This window comes from Wolbachia endosymbiont (group A) of Cydia strobilella (genome assembly GCF_964026745.1).
Lineage (GTDB): Bacteria > Pseudomonadota > Alphaproteobacteria > Rickettsiales > Anaplasmataceae > Wolbachia > Wolbachia pipientis.
In genome coordinates, this window is sequence record NZ_OZ034694.1 from 112,209 (window position 1) to 137,383 (window position 25,175).

The 25,175-nt window shown below is 34.3% G+C and carries 21 protein-coding genes; 3 read left to right on the top strand and 18 right to left on the bottom strand.

The window, feature by feature from the left end:
- Positions 1-57 precede the first annotated feature (57 nt).
- The 4 genes from AAGD76_RS00540 to AAGD76_RS00555 form a co-directional block, all read right to left on the bottom strand.
- Positions 58-2,580, bottom strand: a complete 2,523-nt coding sequence (locus AAGD76_RS00540; RefSeq protein ID WP_341820165.1) for an ankyrin repeat domain-containing protein — start codon at positions 2,578-2,580, stop codon at positions 58-60.
- The gene (locus AAGD76_RS00545) at positions 2,562-4,286 is read right to left on the bottom strand and encodes an ankyrin repeat domain-containing protein (protein WP_341820166.1); all 1,725 of its coding nucleotides are present in this window, start codon (positions 4,284-4,286) and stop codon (positions 2,562-2,564) included. Before AAGD76_RS00545 ends, AAGD76_RS00540 begins: the two co-directional genes overlap by 19 nt.
- 928 nt (positions 4,287-5,214) lie before the next feature.
- Positions 5,215-8,541, bottom strand: a complete 3,327-nt coding sequence (locus AAGD76_RS00550; RefSeq protein WP_341820167.1) for a hypothetical protein — start codon at positions 8,539-8,541, stop codon at positions 5,215-5,217.
- 582 nt (positions 8,542-9,123) lie between these two features.
- The gene (locus AAGD76_RS00555; protein WP_341820168.1) at positions 9,124-9,999 is read right to left on the bottom strand and encodes an Rpn family recombination-promoting nuclease/putative transposase; all 876 of its coding nucleotides are present in this window, start codon (positions 9,997-9,999) and stop codon (positions 9,124-9,126) included.
- 204 nt (positions 10,000-10,203) lie between these two features.
- On the opposite strand from AAGD76_RS00555, the gene mutL reads away from it, so the two are divergent.
- The 3 genes from mutL to AAGD76_RS00570 all read left to right on the top strand — a co-directional run bounded on the left by mutL (position 10,204) and on the right by AAGD76_RS00570 (position 14,043).
- Positions 10,204-12,000 carry a DNA mismatch repair endonuclease MutL gene (gene mutL / locus AAGD76_RS00560; RefSeq protein ID WP_341820169.1) on the top strand — a complete coding sequence of 599 codons (1,797 nt, stop codon included), beginning with the start codon at positions 10,204-10,206 and terminating at the stop codon, positions 11,998-12,000.
- Positions 12,001-12,068: 68 nt separating this feature from the next.
- A complete protein-coding gene (locus tag AAGD76_RS00565; protein WP_341820170.1) occupies positions 12,069-13,010 on the top strand; it encodes a helix-turn-helix domain-containing protein in 942 nt (313 codons plus the stop codon).
- 46 nt (positions 13,011-13,056) lie between these two features.
- Positions 13,057-14,043: a helix-turn-helix transcriptional regulator gene (locus tag AAGD76_RS00570; RefSeq protein ID WP_341820547.1), complete on the top strand. Its 987-nt coding sequence runs from the start codon at positions 13,057-13,059 to the stop codon at positions 14,041-14,043.
- A gap of 95 nt (positions 14,044-14,138) precedes the next feature.
- Here the strand turns inward: AAGD76_RS00570 and AAGD76_RS00575 are convergent, their stop codons facing one another.
- From AAGD76_RS00575 to AAGD76_RS00640, 14 genes are all read right to left on the bottom strand, one after another.
- The gene (locus AAGD76_RS00575; RefSeq protein ID WP_264337051.1) at positions 14,139-15,053 is read right to left on the bottom strand and encodes a patatin-like phospholipase family protein; all 915 of its coding nucleotides are present in this window, start codon (positions 15,051-15,053) and stop codon (positions 14,139-14,141) included.
- A 20-nt stretch (positions 15,054-15,073) separates the two neighbouring features.
- Positions 15,074-15,301, bottom strand: a complete 228-nt coding sequence (locus AAGD76_RS00580; RefSeq protein WP_007302999.1) for a hypothetical protein — start codon at positions 15,299-15,301, stop codon at positions 15,074-15,076.
- Between the two features lie 54 nt (positions 15,302-15,355).
- A complete protein-coding gene (locus AAGD76_RS00585; protein ID WP_236514909.1) occupies positions 15,356-15,877 on the bottom strand; it encodes an ankyrin repeat domain-containing protein in 522 nt (173 codons plus the stop codon).
- 56 nt (positions 15,878-15,933) lie between these two features.
- The gene (locus AAGD76_RS00590; protein ID WP_264374858.1) at positions 15,934-16,869 is read right to left on the bottom strand and encodes a contractile injection system protein, VgrG/Pvc8 family; all 936 of its coding nucleotides are present in this window, start codon (positions 16,867-16,869) and stop codon (positions 15,934-15,936) included.
- Positions 16,870-17,079, bottom strand: coding sequence for a tail protein X (locus AAGD76_RS00595; protein ID WP_264685702.1), 210 nt, complete (start codon positions 17,077-17,079; stop codon positions 16,870-16,872).
- Positions 17,076-17,432 (bottom strand): phage tail protein, encoded by a 357-nt coding sequence (locus tag AAGD76_RS00600; protein ID WP_236514916.1) that lies wholly within the window; start codon positions 17,430-17,432, stop codon positions 17,076-17,078. Before AAGD76_RS00600 ends, AAGD76_RS00595 begins: the two co-directional genes overlap by 4 nt.
- Entirely contained in the window at positions 17,432-19,702 is a 2,271-nt protein-coding gene (locus tag AAGD76_RS00605) for a phage tail tape measure protein (RefSeq protein ID WP_341820171.1), read from the bottom strand. The genes AAGD76_RS00600 and AAGD76_RS00605 overlap by 1 nt, the downstream gene beginning before the upstream one ends.
- A 115-nt stretch (positions 19,703-19,817) precedes the next feature.
- The gene (locus tag AAGD76_RS00610; RefSeq protein ID WP_264374861.1) at positions 19,818-20,072 is read right to left on the bottom strand and encodes a phage tail assembly protein; all 255 of its coding nucleotides are present in this window, start codon (positions 20,070-20,072) and stop codon (positions 19,818-19,820) included.
- 36 nt (positions 20,073-20,108) lie between these two features.
- Complete coding sequence (locus AAGD76_RS00615; RefSeq protein WP_236514923.1) at positions 20,109-20,615, bottom strand: phage major tail tube protein; 507 nt, start codon at positions 20,613-20,615, stop codon at positions 20,109-20,111.
- An 11-nt stretch (positions 20,616-20,626) separates the two neighbouring features.
- Positions 20,627-21,802 (bottom strand): phage tail sheath subtilisin-like domain-containing protein, encoded by a 1,176-nt coding sequence (locus AAGD76_RS00620; RefSeq protein WP_341820172.1) that lies wholly within the window; start codon positions 21,800-21,802, stop codon positions 20,627-20,629.
- Positions 21,795-22,355, bottom strand: coding sequence for a DEK C-terminal domain-containing protein (locus AAGD76_RS00625; RefSeq protein ID WP_341820173.1), 561 nt, complete (start codon positions 22,353-22,355; stop codon positions 21,795-21,797). The genes AAGD76_RS00620 and AAGD76_RS00625 overlap by 8 nt, the downstream gene beginning before the upstream one ends.
- 6 nt (positions 22,356-22,361) lie before the next feature.
- Positions 22,362-23,783, bottom strand: a complete 1,422-nt coding sequence (locus tag AAGD76_RS00630; protein ID WP_341820174.1) for a hypothetical protein — start codon at positions 23,781-23,783, stop codon at positions 22,362-22,364.
- Entirely contained in the window at positions 23,780-23,974 is a 195-nt protein-coding gene (locus AAGD76_RS00635; protein WP_015589010.1) for a hypothetical protein, read from the bottom strand. Before AAGD76_RS00635 ends, AAGD76_RS00630 begins: the two co-directional genes overlap by 4 nt.
- Before the next feature lie 4 nt (positions 23,975-23,978).
- A complete protein-coding gene (locus AAGD76_RS00640; protein ID WP_341820175.1) occupies positions 23,979-25,166 on the bottom strand; it encodes a hypothetical protein in 1,188 nt (395 codons plus the stop codon).
- Positions 25,167-25,175 lie beyond the last annotated feature (9 nt).

A 25,175-nucleotide genomic window follows, 5' to 3' on the forward strand; every position in this document is an offset into this window, starting at 1 on the left:
TACTTACACTTTTCCTTAACTTGACGCGTATGGTTTATTTAACACTCCCTCACTTCATTATAGAGAACGGTCTACTGTTTCTTCAAGACTTGAAGCTTTTCTCATTTTTTCACGCTTTGCCCAAGGGCCCACTTTTGTTGCATCAGATTGACTAATTGTTTCAGAACGAATCAACTCTCCAGATCTAGTAAAAAAACCTCGTTCAATAGCATCACGTACTGAACACCCACCAAGCAAACATTTTTCCCCTATTCGTTCCTCACAATTCTGTAATTTTTTCCACTTTTCTTGATCTTCTACTTCTACCTTTATTAGATTTTGCTTATCAGGGTATAATCTCACTTCCAACTCTCCCAAGCCAGTATCGAAAGTCAATACTATATTACTACCATCTGCTAGGCCTACATAATTCCTTATAGCGTTTTCCGTTATAATTTCTACCTCACTCTTACCTATCTTTATTATATTTCTTCCGTATTGTACACCTTCCTGAGTGATACCTAAACCCCTTGCTCCATTTGTAATCTTTGCAACATCTACTTTACTATCCTGTGAATATTCAAGACAGAGAGTAGAGTTGTCGATTTTTACGTCTCTTACCTTACCACTTGTTGCGCTTTGAACGATTGTTATGAAATCTAAAGCACGATTCTCATAATCTGCATAAGCGTTTTTCATATTAGCTTTGTGGCTTTCAAACTCTTCCAGTTCGTCAATTACATATATACTGCTTATGTTGTACAAAATTGCCCCTTTTGATATCAATTGACATACTATACCACTAGCAACCTCTATATTCCTTGAACCTTCGGAACTCTTTCTTAATTCACTAATCTTTCTTATCACAAAATCTGTAAAACTATATTCCTTTTCATATACCTTTCCGTATATACTACCCTGGTTAGGAAAGTTCAGCCTTACCCCAAGTTCTATAGCTTCGTTTACAACGCGTTTTAACTCATCTATATCTTTGGATTTATTTACCCTACCCAAAAATATTTTCAACTTTTCCGACTGATCTAATATTAAATCATCCCATAGAGTTCTAAGCTTAGGCAAACGTTTTTTGTCCTTCCACTCTTCGTAATCAATCGCTCCTGCTTCTAGCAGCAACTTTTTTGCTTCTTTGAAATGAGTTTCATTACCATAACAAGCCTCCCTAATCTTTTGAAAAACTCGAGACTTTCCTTCGCAATCACGAAGATTGAGAATCTCTTTAAGACCTTCATTTCCTTTGTGCTGATTGAAAAACTTTCTTAGTCGATTAGTGTTAAAGCTATGACCGCAAATACCTTCTAAATCATTTTTTGCTTCCAATTGCTCCTGAGTTAAAAAGATCTGTTCTAAAAGATTCACTTCAAAAGGTTTTTTGTTAATAATTACAATGTCTAGAGGAGTTTTTCCTTGTCTGTCAGTTTGACCACGTGCTCCTTTTTTCAGAAGCAAAGGTATATTTAAAGTATTATAATAAGCAGCATAGTGCAAAGGTGTTTGCCCTTTACTGTTAACTATGTTAGGATCAGCACCAGATTTTAAAAGTAAAGTCATAAATGCACTAACTGCACAACCTATGTCTTTTTCCACTGCTAAATACTCCATACCTTGTATTACATGTAGTATTGTCAATTTGGATTCTCCCCTTTGAAGATTGAGAACAGCTTTTAGATCATCACCTTTGTTATCGTGTAAAAAGTCCTCAAACCTTGTAATGTCACAAAATGGAAAGTCTGTAAGAAGATTTAACAGTGCCTTATTCAAATTTTTTTGGTTATCTTTTAAATCAGGTACGTTGAAAGACCAATCAGATATTAAATTTTTGAATTTTCCCCTTTTAATAATAGAGGTCAAAGAGCTGTTATCACTAAGCAGCAACGAGTATTTAATTGACTCATACTTATCATCTACCCGCCCCTCCTTCTGTTCTACCTTTACCTCCTTTAAATACTCTGTATCATCATCTTTAATGCGTTTAGCTAGATCCTTTAAAAATTCAATATCTCTGTTTTCCAGTAAAGGTAATGCCCCCTTCTTCATGAGAATCGAGACCATTTTTGTACTTCGTCCAGCTAAGTATAATGGAGTGCGCCGTTTTTCATCTAACGCATTAACATCAGCTCCATTGTTTATAAGATACTCTACTATTTTTATTTTTTGGCTCAAGACAGCATGATGTAGAGGAGTGCTTCCGTCATTATACTTCTTATTAACACTTGCTCCATTTTTTATTAGGATCTCTACCATTCTTGTGTTCCCTTGTGAGATAGCATAATATAATGGATCACGATTGTACGCATCAATTGTGTTAACATCAGCTCCTCCTTTTATAAGGGTTTCTACCATTTGTTTGTTGTTTTTTAAAACAGCAAAACTTAATTGGCACAATGTACCTGGATCTACTTGCTTTAATCTCTTTTCTATTTTACTAACTACATTACTCTTACTGAAACCAACATCAGCGTTAGCAGAATTTAATACTTCCTGCAATTTATTCAATTCCATAACTCCACCTCGGTTAAAAATACTACACACCATTTTCACACGCATGACATAAAATGCAAGAACTAATATGACATGCAACATTCGTCCTTAGGCATTTGAGGTAAGCTTTGCCTATTCACTTCACATTCATTTAGCCTACTATTAGGCTTTAATACTGCATATGTAATGCCACCAGCAATGGCCCCAACAATCAATGCAGCAGTAGCTGATATTGATAAACTAAGATGAATAGCAGTACATCCAATAGCCACACTTGTCAACATGGTCATTATCCCTACACAGAAACTGGTCTTTATTGCTCTATTAGTTATAGTTAGGTGTTTATTTTCTGTCACTTTTTGATACTGTATCACATTTTTATCATCAGCCAGACTTCCCGAGGTTTTGGGACACTCCCTTACTCGAAGACTAAGATACTTAACTATATCTTTGTAACCATTAGAATCTGCCAAATCGGAAGGAGTCTCACCTCTCAAGTTTTTTACATCAATAGTAGCCTTTTCTTCCTCTACAAGATATTCAACTATATTGTAGCAATTCATTCTAGCAGATTCATGTAATGGAGTATCGCCATTTTTTTCGCTTACTACATTAACATCAGATCCCTTTTCTAACAGAGCTTTAACTATGCCTAAACAGCCCACCTCACAAGCAATATGCAAAGCAGTGCATCCTTCTTCGTTTCGTGCTTCAAAACTAGCTCCTTTGTCTAACAAAAATTGAACTACTTCCAAACGACTACATCCAGCAGCTTCATTTAAAGCAGTATCGCCGTCATAGTTTGTTGCATTAATATCAGTACCTTTGTCTAATAGAGCTTTAACGATTTCTAAGTAACCCTTTCGAGCAGCAATATGCAAGACACATTTGAAACTATTCTTTCGTATGTCAGCATTATTCATTTGGCCCAATAAAAACTGAACTATTTTCAAGTTTCCCCCTTTAACAGCACATTGCAAAGCAATGGGTTCAATGCCTTCTCCCACATTAACGCTAGCACCTCTGTCTAACAGAAATTGAAATATTTCTAAGTGCCCACCTATAGCAGCACAATGCAAAGCAGTGCAGTCTTGATAACCTCGTATCTCAACAGTAGCTCCTTTTTTTAACAGAAATTGAACTACTTCTAATTTGCCTGCTTCAGCAGCAATATGTAAGGCAGTGTCATCATTATCTTTTTGCGCATCAACATCAGCACCATTACCTAGTAGAACTTGAATTACGTTTAAGTGACCCATCTGAGCAGCGATATGCAGCGGAGTAGCGCCTTCATTGTTTATTACCTCAACAGTAGCCCCTTTTCCTAATAGAACTTGAACTACTTCTAAGTGGCCTGCTTTAGCAGCAATATGCAGCGGAGTAGCTTCTTCATTGTTTATTACCTCAACAGTAGCTCCTTTTTTTAACAGGGTTCCAACGATTACGAAGTGGCCCCTGCCAGCAGCAAGATGCAAAGGCGTGTTACCATTGTTGTCTTTTATCTCAACACTAGCTCCTTTGTTTAATAGATCTTGAACTTTCTCTAAGGAACCATGAAAAGCAAAATTAAGTAAGTCAGTATGTATATTACTTTCGTGTACACAATGCTCATCTGTTTTTAAGTGACTATCGAGCGTAGCTAAATATGAATACGTAATATTTTGATTAACTTGATAAATTGGTATGGTCTGTGTTGCATAAAAACCTTGTTCTTTTGACCGCTTTTCTATTCCATCAACCATACTGTTCTCTTCTAAATCTGCTTGAATATTTATTGGACTAGATACTTCTTCCAATTGATTATCCATGACACTACCTTAACTTAAAAACTTATGTTTTAATTATTACACAATTATTATAATTAGCAATAGTTTTATATTTTTTTCAGAATTACAAATTTATTGTATTCAGATATAGGAAAATACCTTTTGTCTCTAAAAAACATTGCAACCAAGTATTACAAAGATTTCAATTATTTACTTCTTCAAAGATCCCAAAAAGATCGTATCTTTGTGAGAACAAACTACGTAAAAGTAGGGTTATGAAAATAGGAACTTGCAATCTTTGCAACAAAGTTAGGTAAGTTAGTTCGTATGTAAATGTAGTAAAAGTAGGCTAATATAGCTGCTTTTATGGTATAGTAGAATTATTATATAGAAAAGTTCGCACGTATTGAGTGATAGACCAACCCATCCCAAAAAGAACAGTTCTCACGGTCCTTGGTTTTTAGCGCTGGAAATGGTTATTTTATTTAAGTTCTTAGTAAAGCACATTAATAAATCAACATTACTCCACTTGCAAATGTATAGAATGCAATTCTTTTTATTAACACTTGTATAGAAATATTCCAAACTTCCCTATAACTTTTTCTGGCTAAGGTAACTACGTTCTACAGTAAATATTGGACATATACAGCGCATCTTACGTTTAAATTATCTGACACCCCAAAAGTTAAGAAAGACATTTTGAATGGAACACAATCATGCCATCTTAAACTAGCCGACTTAAAGAAGATACATCTGTCATAGAGCAAGCAATTTGAGATTTTTTATAGTCGAGGGATCGTTATTTGTTGGAGCAACATCAACTATGGTACTATATGATCACTCAACATAAAACCGCTGCAAAACTATAGAGAACTTACAAACCTATTACTAGTGATACGGTAGGGAAACGAAATTAATATAGTATTCCCTACCGCACACTTATGAAGCCTTAACAAAACATTGAAATTTACTATTTACCCTTAGAACTACCCGCAGAATTAATCTGAACTATGGTAAGAGCTTCTGTTATTCTAGTAGATACTCCGTCTTTCTCAAGATCTATACCTTCCATTTTTTTTAATTCCTCTTGTTTTCCTTCTAACAAATCATGCAGATTTTTGTGCATAGCATCATCTCTTTTTAAAGACCCTTCCGCCATTTTTATTGCACCTGTCAGTACTTCACATTCCTTTATTTTTAATTCTTTATAGTTACTCTCATCTTTGAACTTCTTATTATGAATAGCACCAAGAAGAGTGACAATACTATCAAACTGACCCTCACGAATATACTTCCTAATTAATGATTTTTCTGCCTCATGAAAAGCAATTTTTGATACTTTACCACCTCTTACTTGGTCATCACTTTTCATTAGGTTATTTTCCACCCATTGTGTAATCAAGTTAGGGGTATTATTACTCATTGCATCACATAAGAAATCTGAGTGTGCTCCTTCAAATGCCATATGTCTACTACTTTTTCTCATATAACCTCCTATATATATATGTTCCTTAACACCTTTTCCTTTCAAGAATTGCTCAATATCAATGACAACTCCTTCTTTTGGTAGTTTTGTAATATCACTTCCATCGATACCACCTTCTCCTGGCGGTTTTTTAGTGTGACTTTCATCTACAATGATACTGCTTGCTTCAGAAAAAGACTTATTTTGCTCTTGATATCTTTCAAGTATTTGCCCTTTCCAACCATCATTTAGTACTTCTCCAATCCCTTCGTGAAATGGTGCACCAATATAGTCTTGCTGTACTAAATTTATAAAAGAATTTAGTACCTCTTGCATTCCATTCCCTAATCCTTCTTCCACTGCCTTCTCTATAAAACCTTCCTTCAATTGCTCGTATGGCACTAGATGAATAATCACATGGGAAACAATTTTACTAGATAGTATTTCCCCTATTAATTTATCATCCATTTGTTTACCATCCCTTTGTAAACGAAATACTGCCGTATTATTATAACCTTTTGCAGAATTAACTTGTGACTCTCTATATCCATTTCCTTGTTGTATTGAATACATTCTTGTTTCTGTTTCAGTAGCAGAAGGATATACTTCTATAGTGTTTTCTTCTCCTTTTTGTCTTGGTGCTAATACTCTTTCTTCCAACGGCTTAAAATCAAATACTGCATACAAATATTTTGCTACATGATGATAAAGAACATTATTTAGATTATTTTCACTAATCTCCTCATTATAACCACCCAAATCTTGACTATGTGTTCTAATAGTAAAATTACACTTCTCATTATAATCATCCAAATATTTCTTACCTTTTTTTGCATTAGTATTATATGAAGTCGTTTTCAGCAAAGAATTTAAAACACTCAATGCACATGCTGTCCTCTTTACTATATATCCTTCATTATTTACAATTCTAATACGCGAATCATAATCTTTAATATTCTGATTATCTATCTCTTGAGTGATTTCATCATGTAGTCGCACCTCAAATAACTCTTTTTTTATTTGTTCTTGTAACTTTATTGTTCTAGCTTTTCCTTCAATATCTTTACTTTTATATAACCGGATTTCCTCCAATAAAGAATTACCTTCATCAGGAAAAGCAGCATACCTGTCTTGGTTAAACATAGTTAATATTATTCTGGCAACTCCTTCACAGATTACTATAATGTCCGATAGATTCATTGGACCTAGTTCCTCAACAAGATGCTCAATGCCATGCTCTATATACTTACGAATTCTTGTTTGAAAACTACTTATAGCTTCTTGTTTTTCATTTTTAGATAAAACATTCTCACCAACTCCTTCTAATTTTTCTATAAATTCTTTACCATATATTAAGTGATACTTATTACGTTGCCTTTCTTTAGTTTCAGTCGTGAGTTCAGATTCATCATATTCACCAGAAGGAATAACTCCTTTCTTTTTGAGATCATTATATTGTTCATCTGTTAGACAAACACCTCCTTTACTTATCATTAGTGGAATCATAATTTGTTTCACCATGTCTTCCAAATACAACTCGTAGTCACCTTCTACTTTCACCGCACTTTCAATAGCACTCTTTATCGAAGAATATGATATAACATGACGCATTTGCTTTGTAGAACTTCCCAATACCTTTGGACGTCCTACTACAGCGATTTTAGTATCATCTTTACTATCAACTATAATATCTACTAGCACATCAGGGCTCATCTCTATTTTAAGCAGATCTTCTAAAAACTTATACGCGTAAGCCTTATCATGTCCTCTAGGTATATTTCTTCGGGCAATTGGTGTAGAGGTATGTGGAGGAGAAAAAAGACCATGTGAACCTAAGCTTCCACTTAATGTTACAAATCTATTACATACATATGGATTTTTCATCTTTCTAGTAAATTCTTGTTTTTTAGAAAACGACCTACAGACTAATTCTCTCTCATTTCCTTTCTTCTCCCCCATAAACATTTTGTACTCTTTAAATGCAAATGATTGCTTAACCTCTTCAGTACTGTTACTAGGTAGTTCTTTTTCTACCAACGCCCTCTCTCTTTCACTGAATCTTGAGCCACGACTGTTGACCATATGAGAAACAGTGTAGCATCTTACAATTCGTTGATCACGTGAATCTTTTCTATTAGTTAGAACAGCAAACTTTAAATTTCTTTCTTCGATGTCATTTTGATTGTTACCTAAATAAATTTCTCTGCTGCCTGCAAAAATATTAGCAAAATGGAAAGATTTGCCAAGGTAACCTTCAATCTTTTTTTCAAGATCATTAAGAGACTTATTACTTCCTCTGTCGTTTTGTTTTCTCAATACTGGCTCAAAGTGACCAGTGCCTTGATTGACTAAACGTATAGTATCACTAGCATCGTAATCATAAGGATCCAAACCACGATCATGGACTCCTTCACTATCTACTAAAACATAATTATATTTGTCTGCACCTTTCTGCATTTCTGCGACATACAATTTTACACCATAATGCCCACAAAGTATCCTACCTTCAATGTCAGAATCACCCCATACTTTACTCTCACAAATCTCTCTTACATATTGATCTATATTTTCAAAATTTCCTTTATCAGGATTATTATGCTCTACAAGTTTTCCCTTAATAGCATTGCGAAACCAATTGTAACTTTCATCTGATGGATTACCTAATGCTTTTGATGCAAAATCTTTACACACTCCACGCAATGCTTTGACAGTTACATCTATACTCTTTGTTTCTTCTAGTCCTTGCCTGAATGAATCAAAGAAACAATCTCCTCCAGCAGCTGCTTTTCCTGCACGAAAGCCTGAAGGCAAACTTGACTCATTTTCTTGCATAAACACCCTCACAAATAAACATACAAAACTTACTTCAACCAATACAACAGCGAAACCACTATCATACAGTCAACACCACGATTAATTAATTGCTTCTAATACTGTAAGCCACTTACTTATAAAAGCATGATATCAACTATGCTTTTATTGTCAAAAATTATTTGACTCAAACAAGGATAAAAATTTTATTTAGGTTTATATCTTTTATAAAAGTGTAACTGTGGATAAGTTCTCTAATTGCATGAAAATCAATAATATTTTTTTGTATCATGAAAAATATTTTTTGATGTAAAATTCAGCTCTAATACAACCTTTTATTTACTAAAGCATCGTATTATCTTATTCAATCAAAAGGTATCAATTCAAGCAACTGCATTAAGTTAAGGAAAGATTGTCTAATATAGCAAAATTTAAAATAGGTGTTTTATTTGTTACATTTATTTTTTAGAGCATTTTTATCTAGAGTAATCTATATAACCACTAACCTCATTAGTTACTATCTAAAGTAGTTTTTCCATCCCATTTTTTCTTTATGCTACTTTCCCTTAACTTGATATATATGCTTTTTTGAATATTTCCGTATTAATCCTTTAATTTTCGGATCTCATCTACCGAAAGGCCAGTAATTTGAGCTATAACATCAATAGAGACACCGGCCTTGAGTGAATTTTTTGCAACTTCAATTTTACCTTTTTGATGGCCGATTTGGATGCCTTCATGTTTAGCATCATCGAGTTTTTGTTCCAAGATAGCAGCTTCTTTCTGTAAATCCATTACTCTTTCTTCATATGCTAATAAGTCCTTCTCATTCCAATGAAATTTATCTAACTCATCATATGCTAACTTTATTATCGGTGATTTTTCTGCTATTTTCCTTAAATCTTCATCAGTTGTTTCTTCTGCATATTTAAAGAAAAACAGCCAACGGTCTATCACATTTTCTAGCTGCTCTTCTCTGTTCTTAGGAAACTTTGGCAGCTCAATGAAGATAAATTGAAAATCTTTTAAATCATGCTCATTAGTTTTTTCATCTCTTATGGTATGGCTAGATATATAATCAAGCTTATCAGGAAATAAATTACAATTGGAAATAGCAATAAAGAAAACCTTCTTTAAATCAATGTACTTACCACCTTTATCAGCCTGCCTTGAGTAAGCCTTAGCAGCATATAATTGAGCCCGTTTTTCGAAGCCTTTATCACGAGCGAGTTGCATCTCAATCACGTATCTGGCCCCAGTGGAATCTCTGCACAGAACATCGACAATACTCTGCTTATCAGAGGCAATTTCAGGGTCCATAATGGTGCTAAGGAATTCGACTTCTTGTATAGTATTTATTTCAGTAAACCCCAAAATATCATTCAAAAAGTGGATAAGAATATTCTTATTTTTTTCAGTACCAAAAATTTTCTTAAATGTTAAATCAAGCTTAGGATCTAAAAATTTTGAGAGAGCCATGAGAAAGTAAGATAAAAAGCATTAATAATTATACACAATTGTGAAGAAATATTCAACTAAAATTAAACTATAGGAGAGCTTGCCATAAAATTTTGGCCTGGTTTTTTACAATTATTTCTGTTTTGAAATTAGTGAAGATGCCTAATAGAGATTGATTTTTATTAACATTAAAGCTATATCTTCATCAGACTGAGAGTTGGAAATATGGCAATAATTCTTTTAGATACAAAAACAATAAATCGTATAGCAGCAGGTGAAGTAATCGAAAGGCCAGCAAGTGTAGTAAAGGAATTAGTAGAAAATGCAATAGATGCTGGAAGTTCAGAAATAGAGATCAAAATAGAAAGTGGTGGGCGTAACCTTATCACTGTGACAGATAATGGAAATGGAATAGAAAAGGAAGATTTGGAACTTGCGTTTATGCGCCACGCTACTTCAAAATTAAGCGATGGTGAATTAATAGAGATCAGACATCTTGGCTTTAGAGGAGAGGCTCTGCCTTCAATTGCAGCAGTAAGCAGAATGAAATTATCATCCAAGGCAAGTGGAGCAAAGGAAGCATGGTCTATAAGATATGAGGGAGGAGAAAAAATAAGAGAGATTACCCCTTGTTCTTTGTTGCAAGGTACATATATTGAAGTTCGTGACTTATTTTTTGCTACACCAAATAGACTAAAGTTTCTAAAAACCGAAAGGGCAGAAACACAAAGTATTGTTGATATTGTGAATAACTTAGCGATGATTAATTATAGTATTGGGTTTACTCTCACTTCTGGTAATAAAAAGCTCTTAAAATATGTTAAGCAAACTTCGCTGTTCAACAGATTATGTGAAATAGAAGAAGAATTTCAAAGCAATTCACTGGAAGTTAAAGAGGAAGAAGAAGGCATCAAACTTAAGGGACACATCTGTAAACCTAATGTCAATCGTGGCAACTCAACTCAGATTTATACGTTTGTTAATGGAAGGCCAATAAAAGACAATCTACTTGTTGGTGCAATTAGATATGCGTATCACGATTTTATTCCAAACAATAGGTATCCTTTTGCAGTGTTGCATTTAGAAGTACCATATGACCAAGTAGATGTAAATGTGCATCCAAATAAATCGGAAGTAAGATTTCAGAATAAAAGGCTAATATATGAAATAGTGAGAAGAGGGATAATAAAAACACTATCAACGAGATTTGCAGCGGGTGATCAAGGTATTGAAGAGGAGCTAATTTTTAATGATAGTAAAAGCCAAGAGCAGGTTGATAGTCAAGAGAAAAAAGATCAAAAAGAGTTTTATGAAAAGAGACCAAGTCTTTTAGAAAATCGTCTAATGAAAGAATTCAATGCACCAGATGAAAGAAGACAAAGCTTACCAGAAACTTTTAAGTATGGAGAATCCCTACCCCAAAAGGGAACGATGGTTTTAGAAAGGAAGCAAATTGATTTGGTAGAGGATCATCCCCTAGGATATGCACGTTGTCAGGTCCACAATACTTACATTATTGCTGAGGCTGGAGACAGGCTGATTATAGTAGATCAACATGCAGCCTATGAGAGGTTGATCTACGAGTGCTTAAAGCAAAAATCAAGCATAAAAAGACAAAAACTTCTTCCTGAAACAGTTGAAATTAAAAACCAAGCTGGAATGGGGATGGTTAAAACTTATAAAGATGAGCTTTTTGAAATGGGTTTTGATATTGAAATACAATCAGAAGATAAAGTAACGATAAAAGAAATACCTGCAATCTTGGGAACAATAGATATAAAAGAGATGCTAGTTGATATAGTAGATAAGTTAATGGAAATGGAAGATACGTTGCCAATAGAGGATAAGGTGAATAAAATATCAGCCACAATCGCTTGCCATGGAGCAGGAAGAAAAATGAAATTGGAAGAGATGAATGAGATACTAAGACAAATTGAGAAAACTCCATATTCTGGTCATGAAAGACCAACTTATATAGAAATGAAACTAAGTGATATAGAAAAATTGTTTGAAAGGAGATGAGTTCAGTTTGTCAAAAAGGTTGCCAATTAAGTATACGTAACAGCTCTTCTGGTTATGGAGTATAAAATGTGAAAAAAGAGAATAAATGCTCTAATTTTTTAGATTACAAAGTGATAGGACAGGAAGTAAGAAATCGTAGATTAGCAAAGGGATATACTCAAAAAGATTTAGCAAAAAAAATCGGAACAACATATCAGGTAATACTGCAATATGAAAAAGGAACACGCAGAATTTCAATTAAGAAGTTATATGAATTAGCAGAAGCATTATCAACAACTGCTAGAGATCTAGCTTGCGGACAAGAAGTATCAAATGAGGAAAGGTATGAGGAAGAAGAGATATTAAATCTAGTAAGAAGACATAAAGAGATTAAGGACCAAGAATTACGTGAAACGTTTTATTTATTAACTAAATTCATCCGTATTAGTGAGGAAGAAAGTGGAAAGGCAGTAAAAGTAGAGGTGGCAAAGGGTTTAGTTAAGGAAGGAGTTTCTGCTCATGTTATCTCTCAAACGACCAGTTTATCTATTGATGAATATGATAATGATGAGAAAAAAATTTCTATTCCGTATAAAGTAGGTCAAAGAATAAAAGAATGGAGGTTGAGAAGAGGATACACTCAGGAAGATTTAGCAAGTAAAGTGGGTATAATAAATCAAAGAATATATGAATATGAACAAGGACGAGCTGGTGTTTCACTTGAAATGTTAGATGAAATAGCAAAGGTATTATCAATCAGTATCATAGATCTACTTCCCGAATCAGATGAGGATAGTGAAGCGGAAGAAAAGCTATCAAACTTGATAGAAGAATACAAAAAGATTGAGAGTCGGGAATTACGCGATATGCTAATCAAGTCTTTATTTGAAGGTATACATGTTTGTAGAGAAAAAGTCAGAGAGGAAAAGAAGATTGAAGTTGCAAGGAATTTAGTGAAAGAAGGAATTTCTGTTGATATTATCTTGCAAACGACAGGCTTAACAAATTATATGATTGAAAAATTTTTGTGATTTCATAAAAACTTAGCCAATAGTGGATTTTTTTGTGATAGAATATATGTTTGCTTCTGTAGGAAAAACAGCTTTTAGAGGATTTATCTATGATAATTCAGAGCATATTGGCTCAGTAAGCTACGAGCTAGGGAAAAAAATAGAAGGTTGTAGGATAGTACAAGGGTATACTCAGGCAAAATTAGCAAGCAAAATTGGTTTAACACATAAGGAAATACATAACTTTGAACTAGGGTGCAAGGCTATTACAATCAAAGAATCGTATATAATAGCAGGAGCATTGTCAGTCAATGTTATAGATCTACTTCCAGGACCAACAGTACTAAGAGAAAACAGTTGGTATGAAGATGAGGATAAAGAAATAGTCTATCTAACAAAAATACATAGAGAAATTAAGGATCAGGAATTACGCAAGAAGCTGTATCCATTAGTAAGGTTCGTATATATTAGCGAGAAAATTAGCCAAGAAGAAGCGAAAATAGAAGTAGCAAAGAATCTAGTGCAAGAAGGAGTTTCAGTTGATATTATTTCCCAAGTGACTCGCTTATCTACTTATGAATATGATGATATAGAGAAAGAAATTTGTACTGATTCTATACTCTACAAAGTAGGGAAAAGGATAAAAGAGGAGAGATTAATACGGGAATACACTCAGGAGGACTTGGCAAATAAAATCGGTTCAACACCTAAAGAAATACACGACTATGAACGAGGATATACAGACATTCCAATTGAAACATTATATAAGATAGCAAAGACATTATCAGTTAACATTAAAGCTCTTGGACTAACAGAATATGAAAATGAGCCAGTTTTGAGGTTTGTAGGTAAATGCGAAAAAATTGAGGATCAAGAATTACTGGATACGGTAGCTAGATCTTTATCTGAAGGAATGCAAACTGGTAAAGAAAAGGTTAAAAAAGCAGAGAAAATCAAGATTGCAAAAGATCTAGTTAAGGAAGGTGTTGCTATTGATATTATTGTGCGAGCAAGTGGCCTAACTGCTGATGAGTTGGGTGAGTGTGAAAATTGAATGTGTTTAAGATATAAGTAAAGTTAGTTAATGATTTAACCAACAGAATTTGCTAACCAACTTTTTTGGCTCAGTTGAATTTTGCTTGGTATAAATTAAGATATGAAATCGCAAAGTTTATCTATTAATTTCTGATTGTCCTCTATCATTGCCTTTGCCTCTTGTTGAAGAGATTTGATATTTTTTGATGTAATGTTATCCATGTCAGCCGACGCTAGCTTCAATTGCGATTGTATTCTTACGTATCTATTGCCTATTACTTGATTCATCTGATAATTTACGCAGTCCAGTCCAGAGGCAAACATCACATTTAACAAAGGTTTTATCCAGCCTATTTTTCCAAATCTCTTTGAATTGGCATACTCTATGCTTCTATCTGTTCTTCCAGTACCTATCGATAACAGTAGAATATCATCATTTGGAAATAACCTCTTACCACTTGCATATGCACAAGCCGCTGGATTATTTGCAAATACCCCGCCATCCACTAATACCATTTCCTTGTGGTTGATTTTAAGATATTTAGGTGCAAAGTAAGTAGGTGCAGCCGTTGCAGCTCTGAGTGCATCTTTCAGCTTAATATTACCTTCTTTCCAGCTTTTGAAGAAAAATGGGCAATTATTCTGAATGTCGTAACTGGTAAGCAGTACATTATTTAAAGTGTTTTGTAGAGTATCATCACCAAAATATTTGTCCAATACAAATTCAATATTTTTATATGGGTATTGTGCACAGTTAAACCAAGATAATATTGATCGCCTAAAAAATGAAGACTTGAAAATATATGGTCCATATTCCCGATAGAACTCGACTAAATCATTAGCAGAATATTGAGGTTTATCTTTTTTACATAATCCAGCTACAACAATTCCACCGGTTGAGGTCCCTGCCATAAGATCAAAGATTTCAGCTATCGGTTTTCTTGTCCTTTGCTCTATTTCTGCTAGAATAATGGCTGGTATGATGCCTCTAATGCCACCTCCATCAACGGATAAAATATATTTAATCATTGTGAATTTGGGTAAAGGTATTAAGATTTAATTTTTCCGCTTAGAACGTGTAATTTAAACTCATCCAATTCCTCAGAAAGATTTTTTACCCTTTCCTCAAGTACTAACACTTTTTCCATTAAACCATATTCAATAAGTTTATCGTGAAATTGTACCCTTGAGTCTAGCTTGGATAACCACCATATAAATGCTACTGTTTGTATTAATAACGTGATAATTACTGTAATTGGGATTTTTTGATTTTGCATGTTTCTCCTAACTGTGTAATCTTTCAACTACTTCTTGTTTCCGGTTACGAAATATTACTGCTCAGATTCGTGTTCTTTTTCAGCATTATAGAGCAAGTGTATAATTTCATCGTATGGTTTATCTTTATTGTGCCGTGATCTTAGCACAGCTACATCTCTTGGGTTTTTTCCATCTATATCTCTAATATTAGGATTTGCGCCTTTCTCCAATAAAAACTTAATAACTTCTAGGTGTCCTTCACCTGCAGCGTGATGTAAAGCTATTCTTTTAAATGCATTTCTATCAAGTGCGTTTATATTTACTTTTTCCTCTTCTATTAAAAATCTGATAATGTCTAAACATCCTTTTCTTGCTGCACAATGTAACGTTGTTCCACTCAAGTTTGGAGCCATATCCTTTACTAAAAGTTTTACTATTTCTAAGTTGCAATTACTAGTAGCCACTTGTAATGTTTTGTTATAATTATCTGTAGCTTTAGATTTTTGATAGCAATAAGTAATAACAACGCATACTATTAATAGTATGAACCATACGAAATGTAGTTTATCTCTTTCATTATACTTTATTTTTTTCATATTTGGCACACAGTTTCTTCATATTAAATAGATCATTACTCATTTTTTTCTTAACATTACTTACTCAAAGATGCTGACAACATAGTAAGGTAACCCGAGCTATTTAAAGTATGCTCCGCTCTATTAATTATCCATTCACCATCTAACGCTTGATTAAAACCTAGAAGATTAAGTTTAGCTTCTGCAAAAATTTGAGGATTACCAGGCATAGTTACATCTAAAGTTTCATTGTTACGCTTCAATTGTTTCAACTTGGCATTTGCTGCACTTAGTGCTGACTCTGCATTTGAGTAAAGTTCCAGCATAATATAACTTGGCTCACCGCTACCAACTGTTTCTTTAATAGTTTCGCCCTTTTCATAGCTATGCCACTTTGCCACTACTGAATTATACTTATCACGTACGGTAAAATGCACTTTCCAATTAATTGTGTCTTGAGGTCTAATATTCGTTGTTCCTAAAGCTTTTCCTGTGGCTGATTTTGCCATGTTTTTTGAAATAAATAATATATACCCACCAGCTAATTTTGCCATTGCTTCGTTTTCTATTGCTATTTTAGTTAACAAGCTGATATCACTTTCATCTATTTGGTTGATGTGGGGTATCAATATATCCTTAAATTCCTCAGCGACTTTGTATCCATATCCATGTTTTTGAGCTATTTCTTTTACTAAGTTTTCTATGGTAATTTGGTGCCATTCTTTTGATACTTTTGCCTTCAAAGATATTCTTAAATTTGTTGCATGAGCTTTTATTAGTAGGGTCTTAGGTGGGCCTTGTATCGTAACTTCATTGACTGTATATACACCCATTGGAAAGATTCCCGTTTCCTTATAACCTAGTGCTATGTTCAATTCATTTGGAACTTCTACATTTTCATTGCCATAATCAACACATACCTCTGCGATATCATCTATAGTACCAGATTCATCAGTAAGATACACCGATATTACATGATCTTTTATTCCTTCGATGCTAAATTCAGGTTTCATTTATTCCCACACTTTTAACTTCGATTTTTTCAACTGCTCTTGTATTGTAGGTAACTTGATTTTTAATCCTGCAGGCAAAAAACTTCCATAATCTGCAAGTCCAGGATTTTCTTCCAATACTATTTCTACTGCTCCAGAGCTATGTCCATAGTGTTTAAAGCATATATAATCCAACATTTCATTTTCTTGTGCTATATAATGTACTGTCATACATAACGCCTTAAACTTAAGCTAAATTCAACCTTTTTTGCTAATCCACATGGAAAATACGACGTTTGCTTTTCTTCTAATCGTGTAATTACAAACTGCCCTAAAACATTACCCGTATTATCCACTAAAGGATAGGATACTTGATTTTCTATTGATTCCTTTAAATTTTTTAGTTGGTTTAAGCCATTAGAGTTATTAAGATAAATGACTCCTTCTAAATCTATATTTTCTACTCCCTGGCCAATATTTTGCAACAATGGAGCTTTGTGAATACACTCTATGGTATTCCAACGATTCTCTTTACTGCACCTTAACCCTGTTGGAGAAATTTTATATGGACCAAGTGAAAACATTAGTAAATAGGTTCTATTGAATCAAATAAAACATCTCGCGATTTTTCTCTTATTCTTTTTATTACTGTATCAGCAAGACTACGTACATCTTGGTTAGGTTCTGCTTTAATACTTATATTAAATGTAAAAGTTTGATTGAAAATTTTTTGTTCACACTTTTCACAGTCTTTTAAAACTTTCTCTGAATTATCTGCTACAGAACCTTTTTCTGTAATCACGCTAGCACTTTCAATATTCGTTCTACTATTCGAAATTCCACTAAAAGCATTATTATTTAATAAAGGATTTCCTTTACTAAAAACATTTCTATTTTCACTAGTTGCACTGCCTATTTTTGCTTCTACTGTTTTCTCTAATGCTTTTATTGGATTATCATTAAACAATTTTCCTATACCAATCCAATTTTCTATAGGTTTTGTAATTGATTTCCAGATACTTGAGAAAAAGTCCTTTACCTTTTGCCAATTAGCGATTACAAGTGCTGCACCAACTGATAGTCCAGCAATAGCAGCTCCTATAGGATTGGTTAGCGTTAAAGCTTTCAGTCCCATGATTACTGCTGGAATTACTCGTGCTGATAACGAAGTTAATACTGGCAAAAGTGTTCCCTGCAAAATAGCATTAAAAGTTAATAGTCCACCTCCAGCCAATGCAAATGCATAACCAAAACCTACCACTGCAACCTTGCCAATAATAAGAGCTGAAATTATGCTCATAACTCCTGTAGTCAAAATTGGACACTTCTCTGCGAACCAAGCTATACCTGTAGATATAGACCTCAAAATCTTACTTATCCAATTTAAAGGAGGTAGCATAACTGACCCTAAGTTCATTCCTAGCTCTGCTATTGTATTTTTAAGTAGCTGCAAGTTATTTGCTGTAGTGCTTGCACGGTTATTAAATTCCTTTTGCATAGATTTGTTATACTTTTCTTTATCAGCCACAAAATCTATTGCTTTTTTATATTCTTCCAAACTCCCAACTATCAATGCAATATCATCTTGATATTCTTGACCAAAGAGATTGAGAAGGATTTGTGAACGTTCCTGTCTATCTACTTTTTCTAAAGTTTCAAAAAAATGAAGTAGAGCGTTTTGCCCGTTTTCAGCAACCTTTTGTGACATTTCCTCTGCAGTGATACCTATCGATTCCAATGCTGCTTTGAACTCTTTTCCTTGCCCTTCAGCAGTTTGAAGTTTAGAAAGCAGAGCATTGACAGCAGTTGCTGCTTTTTCAGGTTGTTTACCTAAACTAATGAAGGCATTTACTAAACTACTTGTCTGATTAATATCTAAACCAAATTGTTTTGCATTACCACCCACTCTAGCAAGTGCTTCAATCATATCGTTTGCCTTAGCTGCAGTATTATCTGATAGGTAATTTATAACATCACCAACTCCTTCCATCTTCTCTACTGCAATTCCATAAATGTTAGCGAGTTTAGCTATGGAATCACCAGCTTGTTCAGCAGACATATCAAATGCTGTGGCCATTTTAGCTACTGTTGTGGTAAATTCAAGCAGCTTACCTTTGTTGATACCAAGCTGTCCGCCACTTGCAGCTATTTGTGCTAACTCTGCGGCTGATAATGGTATTTCACGGGATAATTTCTTCAATTCTCGAGTAAATATATTAGCTTCATTATCACCATTAAATTCTACTACTTTCCTAACGTCAGCCATAGCACTTTCAAAGTCAATCGCAACTTTAATTGGCGTTGCAAGCGAAAGTCCTAGTCCTATAGTTTCCATTACTTGTGATCTATAATGCGCTTTTTTTGCCAAAGCATTTTGCTGTTTTTGTATTACAGATCCTAATTTACTGTATTTTCCTTTTAGTACTTCAATAGATGAACCAAGTTTAGTTTGATCTCTCACTAAAGATTTGACATCCTTTCCACTTTTCCTGATTTCTTCATTTAATGTGTAAAGTGCATCTCTCTTTTTAATATAAGCCTCTTTTGCCTTTGATGCCGATGCTTTCAATTTTTCAAATTCATTTTTCAGTGCTTTGCTTGGTTCGTTTTTTTCCTTTTTTTCTTTAGTAATTGCTGCAGCTGATTCTTTTGCTTTCTTCTCCGCTTCCTTCCAATTCTTCATAGCTTCAAGGGCATCATGATTTAGTTGCTTAAATTTGGAAACAGATTTCATTGACGAATCAAGCTGCTTTATACTATCACCCAACTTAGAAAGCTTTGCTGCACTACCTTTCATTGCACTATTAAAACTGCCATCTAATGTTGCACCGATCTTTATTGAAAGCATTGACATTTTTTTGCTACTCCTTTACTTATTTCTATCCAGGATAAAAATTCATTTACATCCATATTAGTAATCTGCTCAATTCCACTTCCTGTTATTGAACTAAGTTTTAAAATATTGAATCTTAAGTCCTCTGTTCTAAAGGCGACAAAAAATCTTTTAGCACCTTTTGTATTTCTACATAATCTTTAATACATAAATCTTCAACTGCTTCTTTTGGCACAGATGCTAGATTAGCAATTAAAGCTACCTCTTTCAAAGCTTCGCCTTCTATGCGTTCTATAGCAAGTAAATCTCTTACTTTAGGTTCACGCATCGATAACTCTGAGACAGAGATACTATCAACTGTTATTGATTCACTAAGTGTAATTGTTTTCATATTTTCCTCTAAAAAAATAAAATTTCAAATAAGTTTTCATATTCCTAAAACCGTTTGTAGCAAGGCCATTTGATCAACACCATTTATCTTTCTAATCATATTTTCAGCATCGATCTCTATTAATTCATTACCACCTATAGTAAGTTTATAGTAATGAGCAGCTATAGTACACTTCAGCGTTGCTTTTTCAGCAGGTTTCCAGCTACCAAAATCAAATTCTTTGAATATGCCTCTTAGATTGATTACTACAGCTTCAATATCGTTACTACCACTCCCTTGCATTCCACCTCTGAGCGTCAAAGATACTGAATTTCCATTTATCAACCCAAATAGCCGAAAGAGTTCTGTATCGTATTCAGAAAAAGTGAAATCTGCTTCAAGCTTTTCCATTCCCATGTCAATATTTATTGGAATATCCATACCACCAGCTCTATATTCATCTGTTTTTATGGTAAGTTTTGGCAAGGTTATTTCATCTATTTTTCCTGCATAACCACGACCATCTACAAATACGTTAAAATTTCTCAGTATTTTGGGTAACACTTCGCTTTCTCCTAACTTATTACACTATTATTTACAAGATGGGATCTGAATATTATTTGCTCAGCCGGATATGGTGGTGTAAACTCAAAGTCAAAGTATACTTTTCCGCTTGCAATATTCGCCGGTGTATTGAGTTCGGGAGTTGCATAGCATTTTCCACTGATAATCGCTCCTTGGGCTTTTAAATTGGCCAAATAAGAATTCACCCCCTCAATCACATCATCTATATAAGTTTTGGTAATATTGCGATCAACTGCCCATAGATGAGCTCTAAGTAGACTGTCATTAATAAGGTCTGCAGTCCTTCTCACTGATAAAAAAGCCCATTTTGAGTCATTTGAACATGTTCTATTTCCCCAAAGCCTGTAGCCATTTTGATGAATTATCGTTGTTACTTCATTTTCATTTAAATGGTTTGCTCTACAATTTGTATTACCGAGCGTAAAATCAATAGGCCTGCTTGTTCCAACAATACCATTTATCTCTTTATTTGAAGGTGAGTGCCAAAATCCTTGTTCGCTATCTACTTTTGCTATTAAACCAGCTACAAATGGGCTTGCTGGCAAAATTTCTTCTTTTCCTTCAATAAATACCTTAATCCATGGATCAACTACGTAAACTCTTGAGCTGCCTACACTTTTTCTCCACTTGATTGCTTCTTCATCATTGGTATTTGGTCCATCTGCTACTATTATGCTTCTCAGCTTTTCTGCTATAGGAATTAATGCTGCAACCACTGCATCTTCTGGTAGTTGGTAAGTAAACTGAGGTGCAATTAATATTCTTGGAGCAACATGAACTATACTTTCACTACTGAGGAATGCCTCTATTCCTTGATATTCTCCAGTCTCTTTATCAACTCCACCGATTATACTTTGAATAGTTTCACTTTCTTTGAGCTTTGGATCGCTGTTTTCACTTTCTTTAACTCGAATAACTACTACTGTTGCACCAATCTGGGAAAATATTCCATTTATTGCAGAAGGTAAACTGCCACTCTTTCCGAGCTTTGCTGCTTCCTTTAAGCTTCCTGCAACTAACACTGGTTTATTTAGCGGAAATTTTTGCTCATCTGCTTCAGGTGCAGTACCAATTACACCTATCACTGATGATTTAGCTGTACGTACTGTCTTTGCTCCTGAGTTTACCTCAATAACATTTACGCCATGTAAAAATTCTTCAGCCATTTCTTTGTATTTTTTTCCTGAAATCATCTAGCAAAGTCTGTAGCTCATTTTCACTTTTGGCTTCTGCAATTTTCTTCTTGGTAATGTCTTCCAAATCTTCACATTTAATTATTTCTTTTACTGCTTTTTTTACTTTTTCTTCAATTATTCTTGCCATTTCAATAACTGTAATACCACGGACTTTTGCTAATGGCTCTATAATTGCCGTATCCTTTGCATTCATAGATTCTGGTGCTGCTAGAATGCTTTTTGCGGCTTCCGCTTGAATCTCATAAGATTTAGCTTTTTGGTGAGAATGACCTGCATATTGGTGAGTATGATTATCATAATAGAAACGCATACTATCAAATGCACAAAGCTTCGCATTATCCAGTAACTCCTTTTGTATATCTTCTTTAGTACGCTGAGCAATTTTTCCTCCTTCTGTTAAACAATAGCTTTTTTGCCAATCAAAATCTTCTGGTGCTTCATACCAATCATTTTCAGTTGGCTTGCTTTCAAGTGTTGTTGTTTCTACTTGTTTATCATTTTCAAATCTAATGTAGATAGACATTGTTTGTTACCTCCAAATCTCATACGTGTTAGATAATCCTGGACATTGCCAACCCCTGAGCGTCCTTTCCACATCTACCTCAAGCCCTGTGGTGAGAAAATTGCTACGTATGTTATAAATCCCCCACTGAATAAATTGACCATAGTTGTGTACATAATTTGATGCAAGCATACCTTGACTAACTTGTGTTCTGGAATACAGATAAGATGATGTGTAAAGTAATATTGCAACTGTTTTTCCTGCTGGAATCTCCACATTACCAGATCCGGCTAACTTGCTATCAGAACTCGTGTATTGGTAAACATTTTTCCATACTATTTTTGAAATACTTGATTTATTAGAATTAGTGTTATCAGGAGTTCCCACAAATAATCCTGCTCCCCCATACTCCGTACTCGAATACGATGATCCAACAAATTCCATTGTCTTATTTATGTTCACATTGGTTGTATTTTTTACAAATACTACTCCAAGTGCAGCATACGGGTAATAGTATATCTCATCATAACTACCCGAAAAACTTTTTGTGCATAACTCTCCGTAAATAAATGTTCCTTTACTTCCCTCTATAAAACTTAGTTGTCTTGGCCGATAAAAACTAACGTAATCTGTATTGTACGTATGGCTACCTGCTAGTAGTTGTAACATATAGTCAGTTTTTGTTATATCACTACTCCACTTTCCAAGCTCTGTCGTAAAAGTTCCGTGGCCAAAATAATTATTTTTTCTGCCAAGTACACCAAATAAGAAAGGTAATGACCCTGGTTCAGCCATGTTGCGCTTTCTTATTTCATTTATAAGAGACGCTTTTAACTGTTCATCCCGAGTTTTTACCTCATTCAGGATGTTTTCAATTCGAGTTTCTATTTCCCTAATAATTGATGAGCCACTTGGCACATCATTAACAGTACGGAAGTTATTCACTAAACCTTTAAGACCATCTTTATGACTGTTACTAATGCTATTTATTGCTGCAATATTGGCATTCTTTCTCGTATCAAATAGCGATAAATTTGTTGTTCCTTTTTCATCAATTCTCTTTAATAACTGCTTCTCTGATTCAGAGATCACTGCTAAAGAACTAGCTTTTTTATTATCCAGATCAGTTAAGTGTTTTTTTGCACTATCAAGAAGTTCTTTTAGCTTACCATCTGTCATCTGTACAATTTCAGAAACTGCACTTTTGTCGATTATTGATTCCAATGCTTTAGCAAGATATGCTAATTGATCTGGTGTACTGTTTTCTGCTAAATCCTTAAGCCTCTTTTGTAGTGCATCAATTATTTCTTTTACTTTAGTCATTTGCGCAATATCAGAAATAGCTTTTTTATCTGCTATCAATTCCAGCGATTTTGCAAGATATGCCAGTTGATCAGGTGTGCTATTTGCTGCTAAATCCTTTATCCTTTGGTATATTGCTTCTTTCATTTCCAAAAATTTAAAAAAGTCTCAAAATTAAACCGCTCAAAATTACTCTTAAGTTGATTATGCTCATCTTCTCTTTCGGTAATATCTTCATCTATTTTCTTAATTGTGGTACGGATACGAACAACATCTTGCACAGCAATGTTTTCTGGATGAGGCAAAGAGTATCCTCTACTTGTTTTATCATCTGACATTCTGCTAAGTGATAATGATTCGTAGATTTTTGACTTTTGGACGATAGACAACCGTACCACTCAAAACTAATTTTACTCTAGTCTCACTAGCATTAAAATTTGATAGTACATGAGTTCTCTCTACCAAATTTTCCCCAATAGGTTTTCCCGAGGTTAAATTTACTAATTGCCAATCCACATTTTTTTGCACATATGCTTTTACATCTGCAGTGCCAGGTATTAGCGCATCATACGTTATGGTAATTTTAGTGTTAGCTCCTGCTGTAATACTTCTTGTAACATAATCTCCAGACTCTAAAAGATTACCTAGAACTAGCTGTAACCCAGGATATAGCACTGGACTTTTTTCTTGCCCTCCTTTTAGGCTTGCTTTTACCGTTAGCTCTCCAGATAATCTTTCACGCAGTGCAAGCGGCAAGTTATCAGACAAAAAGTTTTCTTTTCCTTCTTCGTCTGTTAAGATAAATTCCACATTAGTATCAAATGCTACTTTTTCGACGTTTGTCAAAACAATTAAATCTGAAGTATTGTTTGCTGTAACTTTGCCCAGATCAACAACGTGAGAATTTTCGCTAAATTTTGCAGCTAGTAGTCGAAACGTTAAATCTAAATTTTGATGCGGAGTCCAGGTACTTGCATTGCTAGACGACAGTAATACTCCTACTTGATATGGCTGGCTTGTTACCCAACGGCTATTTACTGCATCATATTTGCCAAGTTCTGCTATCTTTACTGCAGTACCAGGATCATCAGTGAGTAGCACTATTGCATACTCCTCTCCTGCATGGCAAAACACTGGCGACCAAGTAATACGTGTTGCCGTGCCATCTATCTTTATATCTTTTGGCTCAATATAGCTTTCAGCAATGACAGTCTGCGATGGCATTCCCACTGCTGTTTCTCTCATTTGCACAACAACACGTTTTTTGCCTTTATTTATAAACCATAACTCTAGACCTCCTATGTGTCTGCTCTCATTTAAAGTAAATGTTTGCGCTAAAGGATCAACTCTTCTTGCTGCGATCACTCTTCTTCTTTCTTCTATAGTAATAGTTTTTTTACCAGTATAAGTTGCCTCTCCATAGCTTCCTTTATCCCCATAAAACTGTACTAATTTAGTACCTGCTGGAATGTTTGCTGGTACTTTCACCTTTCCCTTTAATTTTCCCTGGTTGTTAGCTCTTTTTTCCACTTTTTTTTC

What these genes read in the sequence shown, in the direction of transcription:
- AAGD76_RS00540 (WP_341820165.1), bottom strand. Translation starts at nt 2,580, where the DNA reads ATGTTGCATGTCATATTAGTTCTTGCATTTTATGTCATGCGTGTGAAA.
- AAGD76_RS00545 (WP_341820166.1), bottom strand. Translation starts at nt 4,286, where the DNA reads ATGGATAATCAATTGGAAGAAGTATCTAGTCCAATAAATATTCAAGCA.
- AAGD76_RS00550 (WP_341820167.1), bottom strand. Translation starts at nt 8,541, where the DNA reads ATGCAAGAAAATGAGTCAAGTTTGCCTTCAGGCTTTCGTGCAGGAAAA.
- AAGD76_RS00555 (WP_341820168.1), bottom strand. Translation starts at nt 9,999, where the DNA reads ATGGCTCTCTCAAAATTTTTAGATCCTAAGCTTGATTTAACATTTAAG.
- mutL (WP_341820169.1), top strand. Translation starts at nt 10,204, where the DNA reads ATGGCAATAATTCTTTTAGATACAAAAACAATAAATCGTATAGCAGCA.
- AAGD76_RS00570 (WP_341820547.1), top strand. Translation starts at nt 13,057, where the DNA reads ATGTTTGCTTCTGTAGGAAAAACAGCTTTTAGAGGATTTATCTATGAT.
- AAGD76_RS00575 (WP_264337051.1), bottom strand. Translation starts at nt 15,053, where the DNA reads ATGATTAAATATATTTTATCCGTTGATGGAGGTGGCATTAGAGGCATC.
- AAGD76_RS00580 (WP_007302999.1), bottom strand. Translation starts at nt 15,301, where the DNA reads ATGCAAAATCAAAAAATCCCAATTACAGTAATTATCACGTTATTAATA.
- AAGD76_RS00585 (WP_236514909.1), bottom strand. Translation starts at nt 15,877, where the DNA reads ATGAAAAAAATAAAGTATAATGAAAGAGATAAACTACATTTCGTATGG.
- AAGD76_RS00590 (WP_264374858.1), bottom strand. Translation starts at nt 16,869, where the DNA reads ATGAAACCTGAATTTAGCATCGAAGGAATAAAAGATCATGTAATATCG.
- AAGD76_RS00595 (WP_264685702.1), bottom strand. Translation starts at nt 17,079, where the DNA reads ATGACAGTACATTATATAGCACAAGAAAATGAAATGTTGGATTATATA.
- AAGD76_RS00600 (WP_236514916.1), bottom strand. Translation starts at nt 17,432, where the DNA reads ATGTTTTCACTTGGTCCATATAAAATTTCTCCAACAGGGTTAAGGTGC.
- AAGD76_RS00605 (WP_341820171.1), bottom strand. Translation starts at nt 19,702, where the DNA reads ATGTCAATGCTTTCAATAAAGATCGGTGCAACATTAGATGGCAGTTTT.
- AAGD76_RS00610 (WP_264374861.1), bottom strand. Translation starts at nt 20,072, where the DNA reads ATGAAAACAATTACACTTAGTGAATCAATAACAGTTGATAGTATCTCT.
- AAGD76_RS00620 (WP_341820172.1), bottom strand. Translation starts at nt 21,802, where the DNA reads ATGGCTGAAGAATTTTTACATGGCGTAAATGTTATTGAGGTAAACTCA.
- AAGD76_RS00625 (WP_341820173.1), bottom strand. Translation starts at nt 22,355, where the DNA reads ATGTCTATCTACATTAGATTTGAAAATGATAAACAAGTAGAAACAACA.
- AAGD76_RS00630 (WP_341820174.1), bottom strand. Translation starts at nt 23,783, where the DNA reads ATGAAAGAAGCAATATACCAAAGGATAAAGGATTTAGCAGCAAATAGC.
- AAGD76_RS00635 (WP_015589010.1), bottom strand. Translation starts at nt 23,974, where the DNA reads ATGTCAGATGATAAAACAAGTAGAGGATACTCTTTGCCTCATCCAGAA.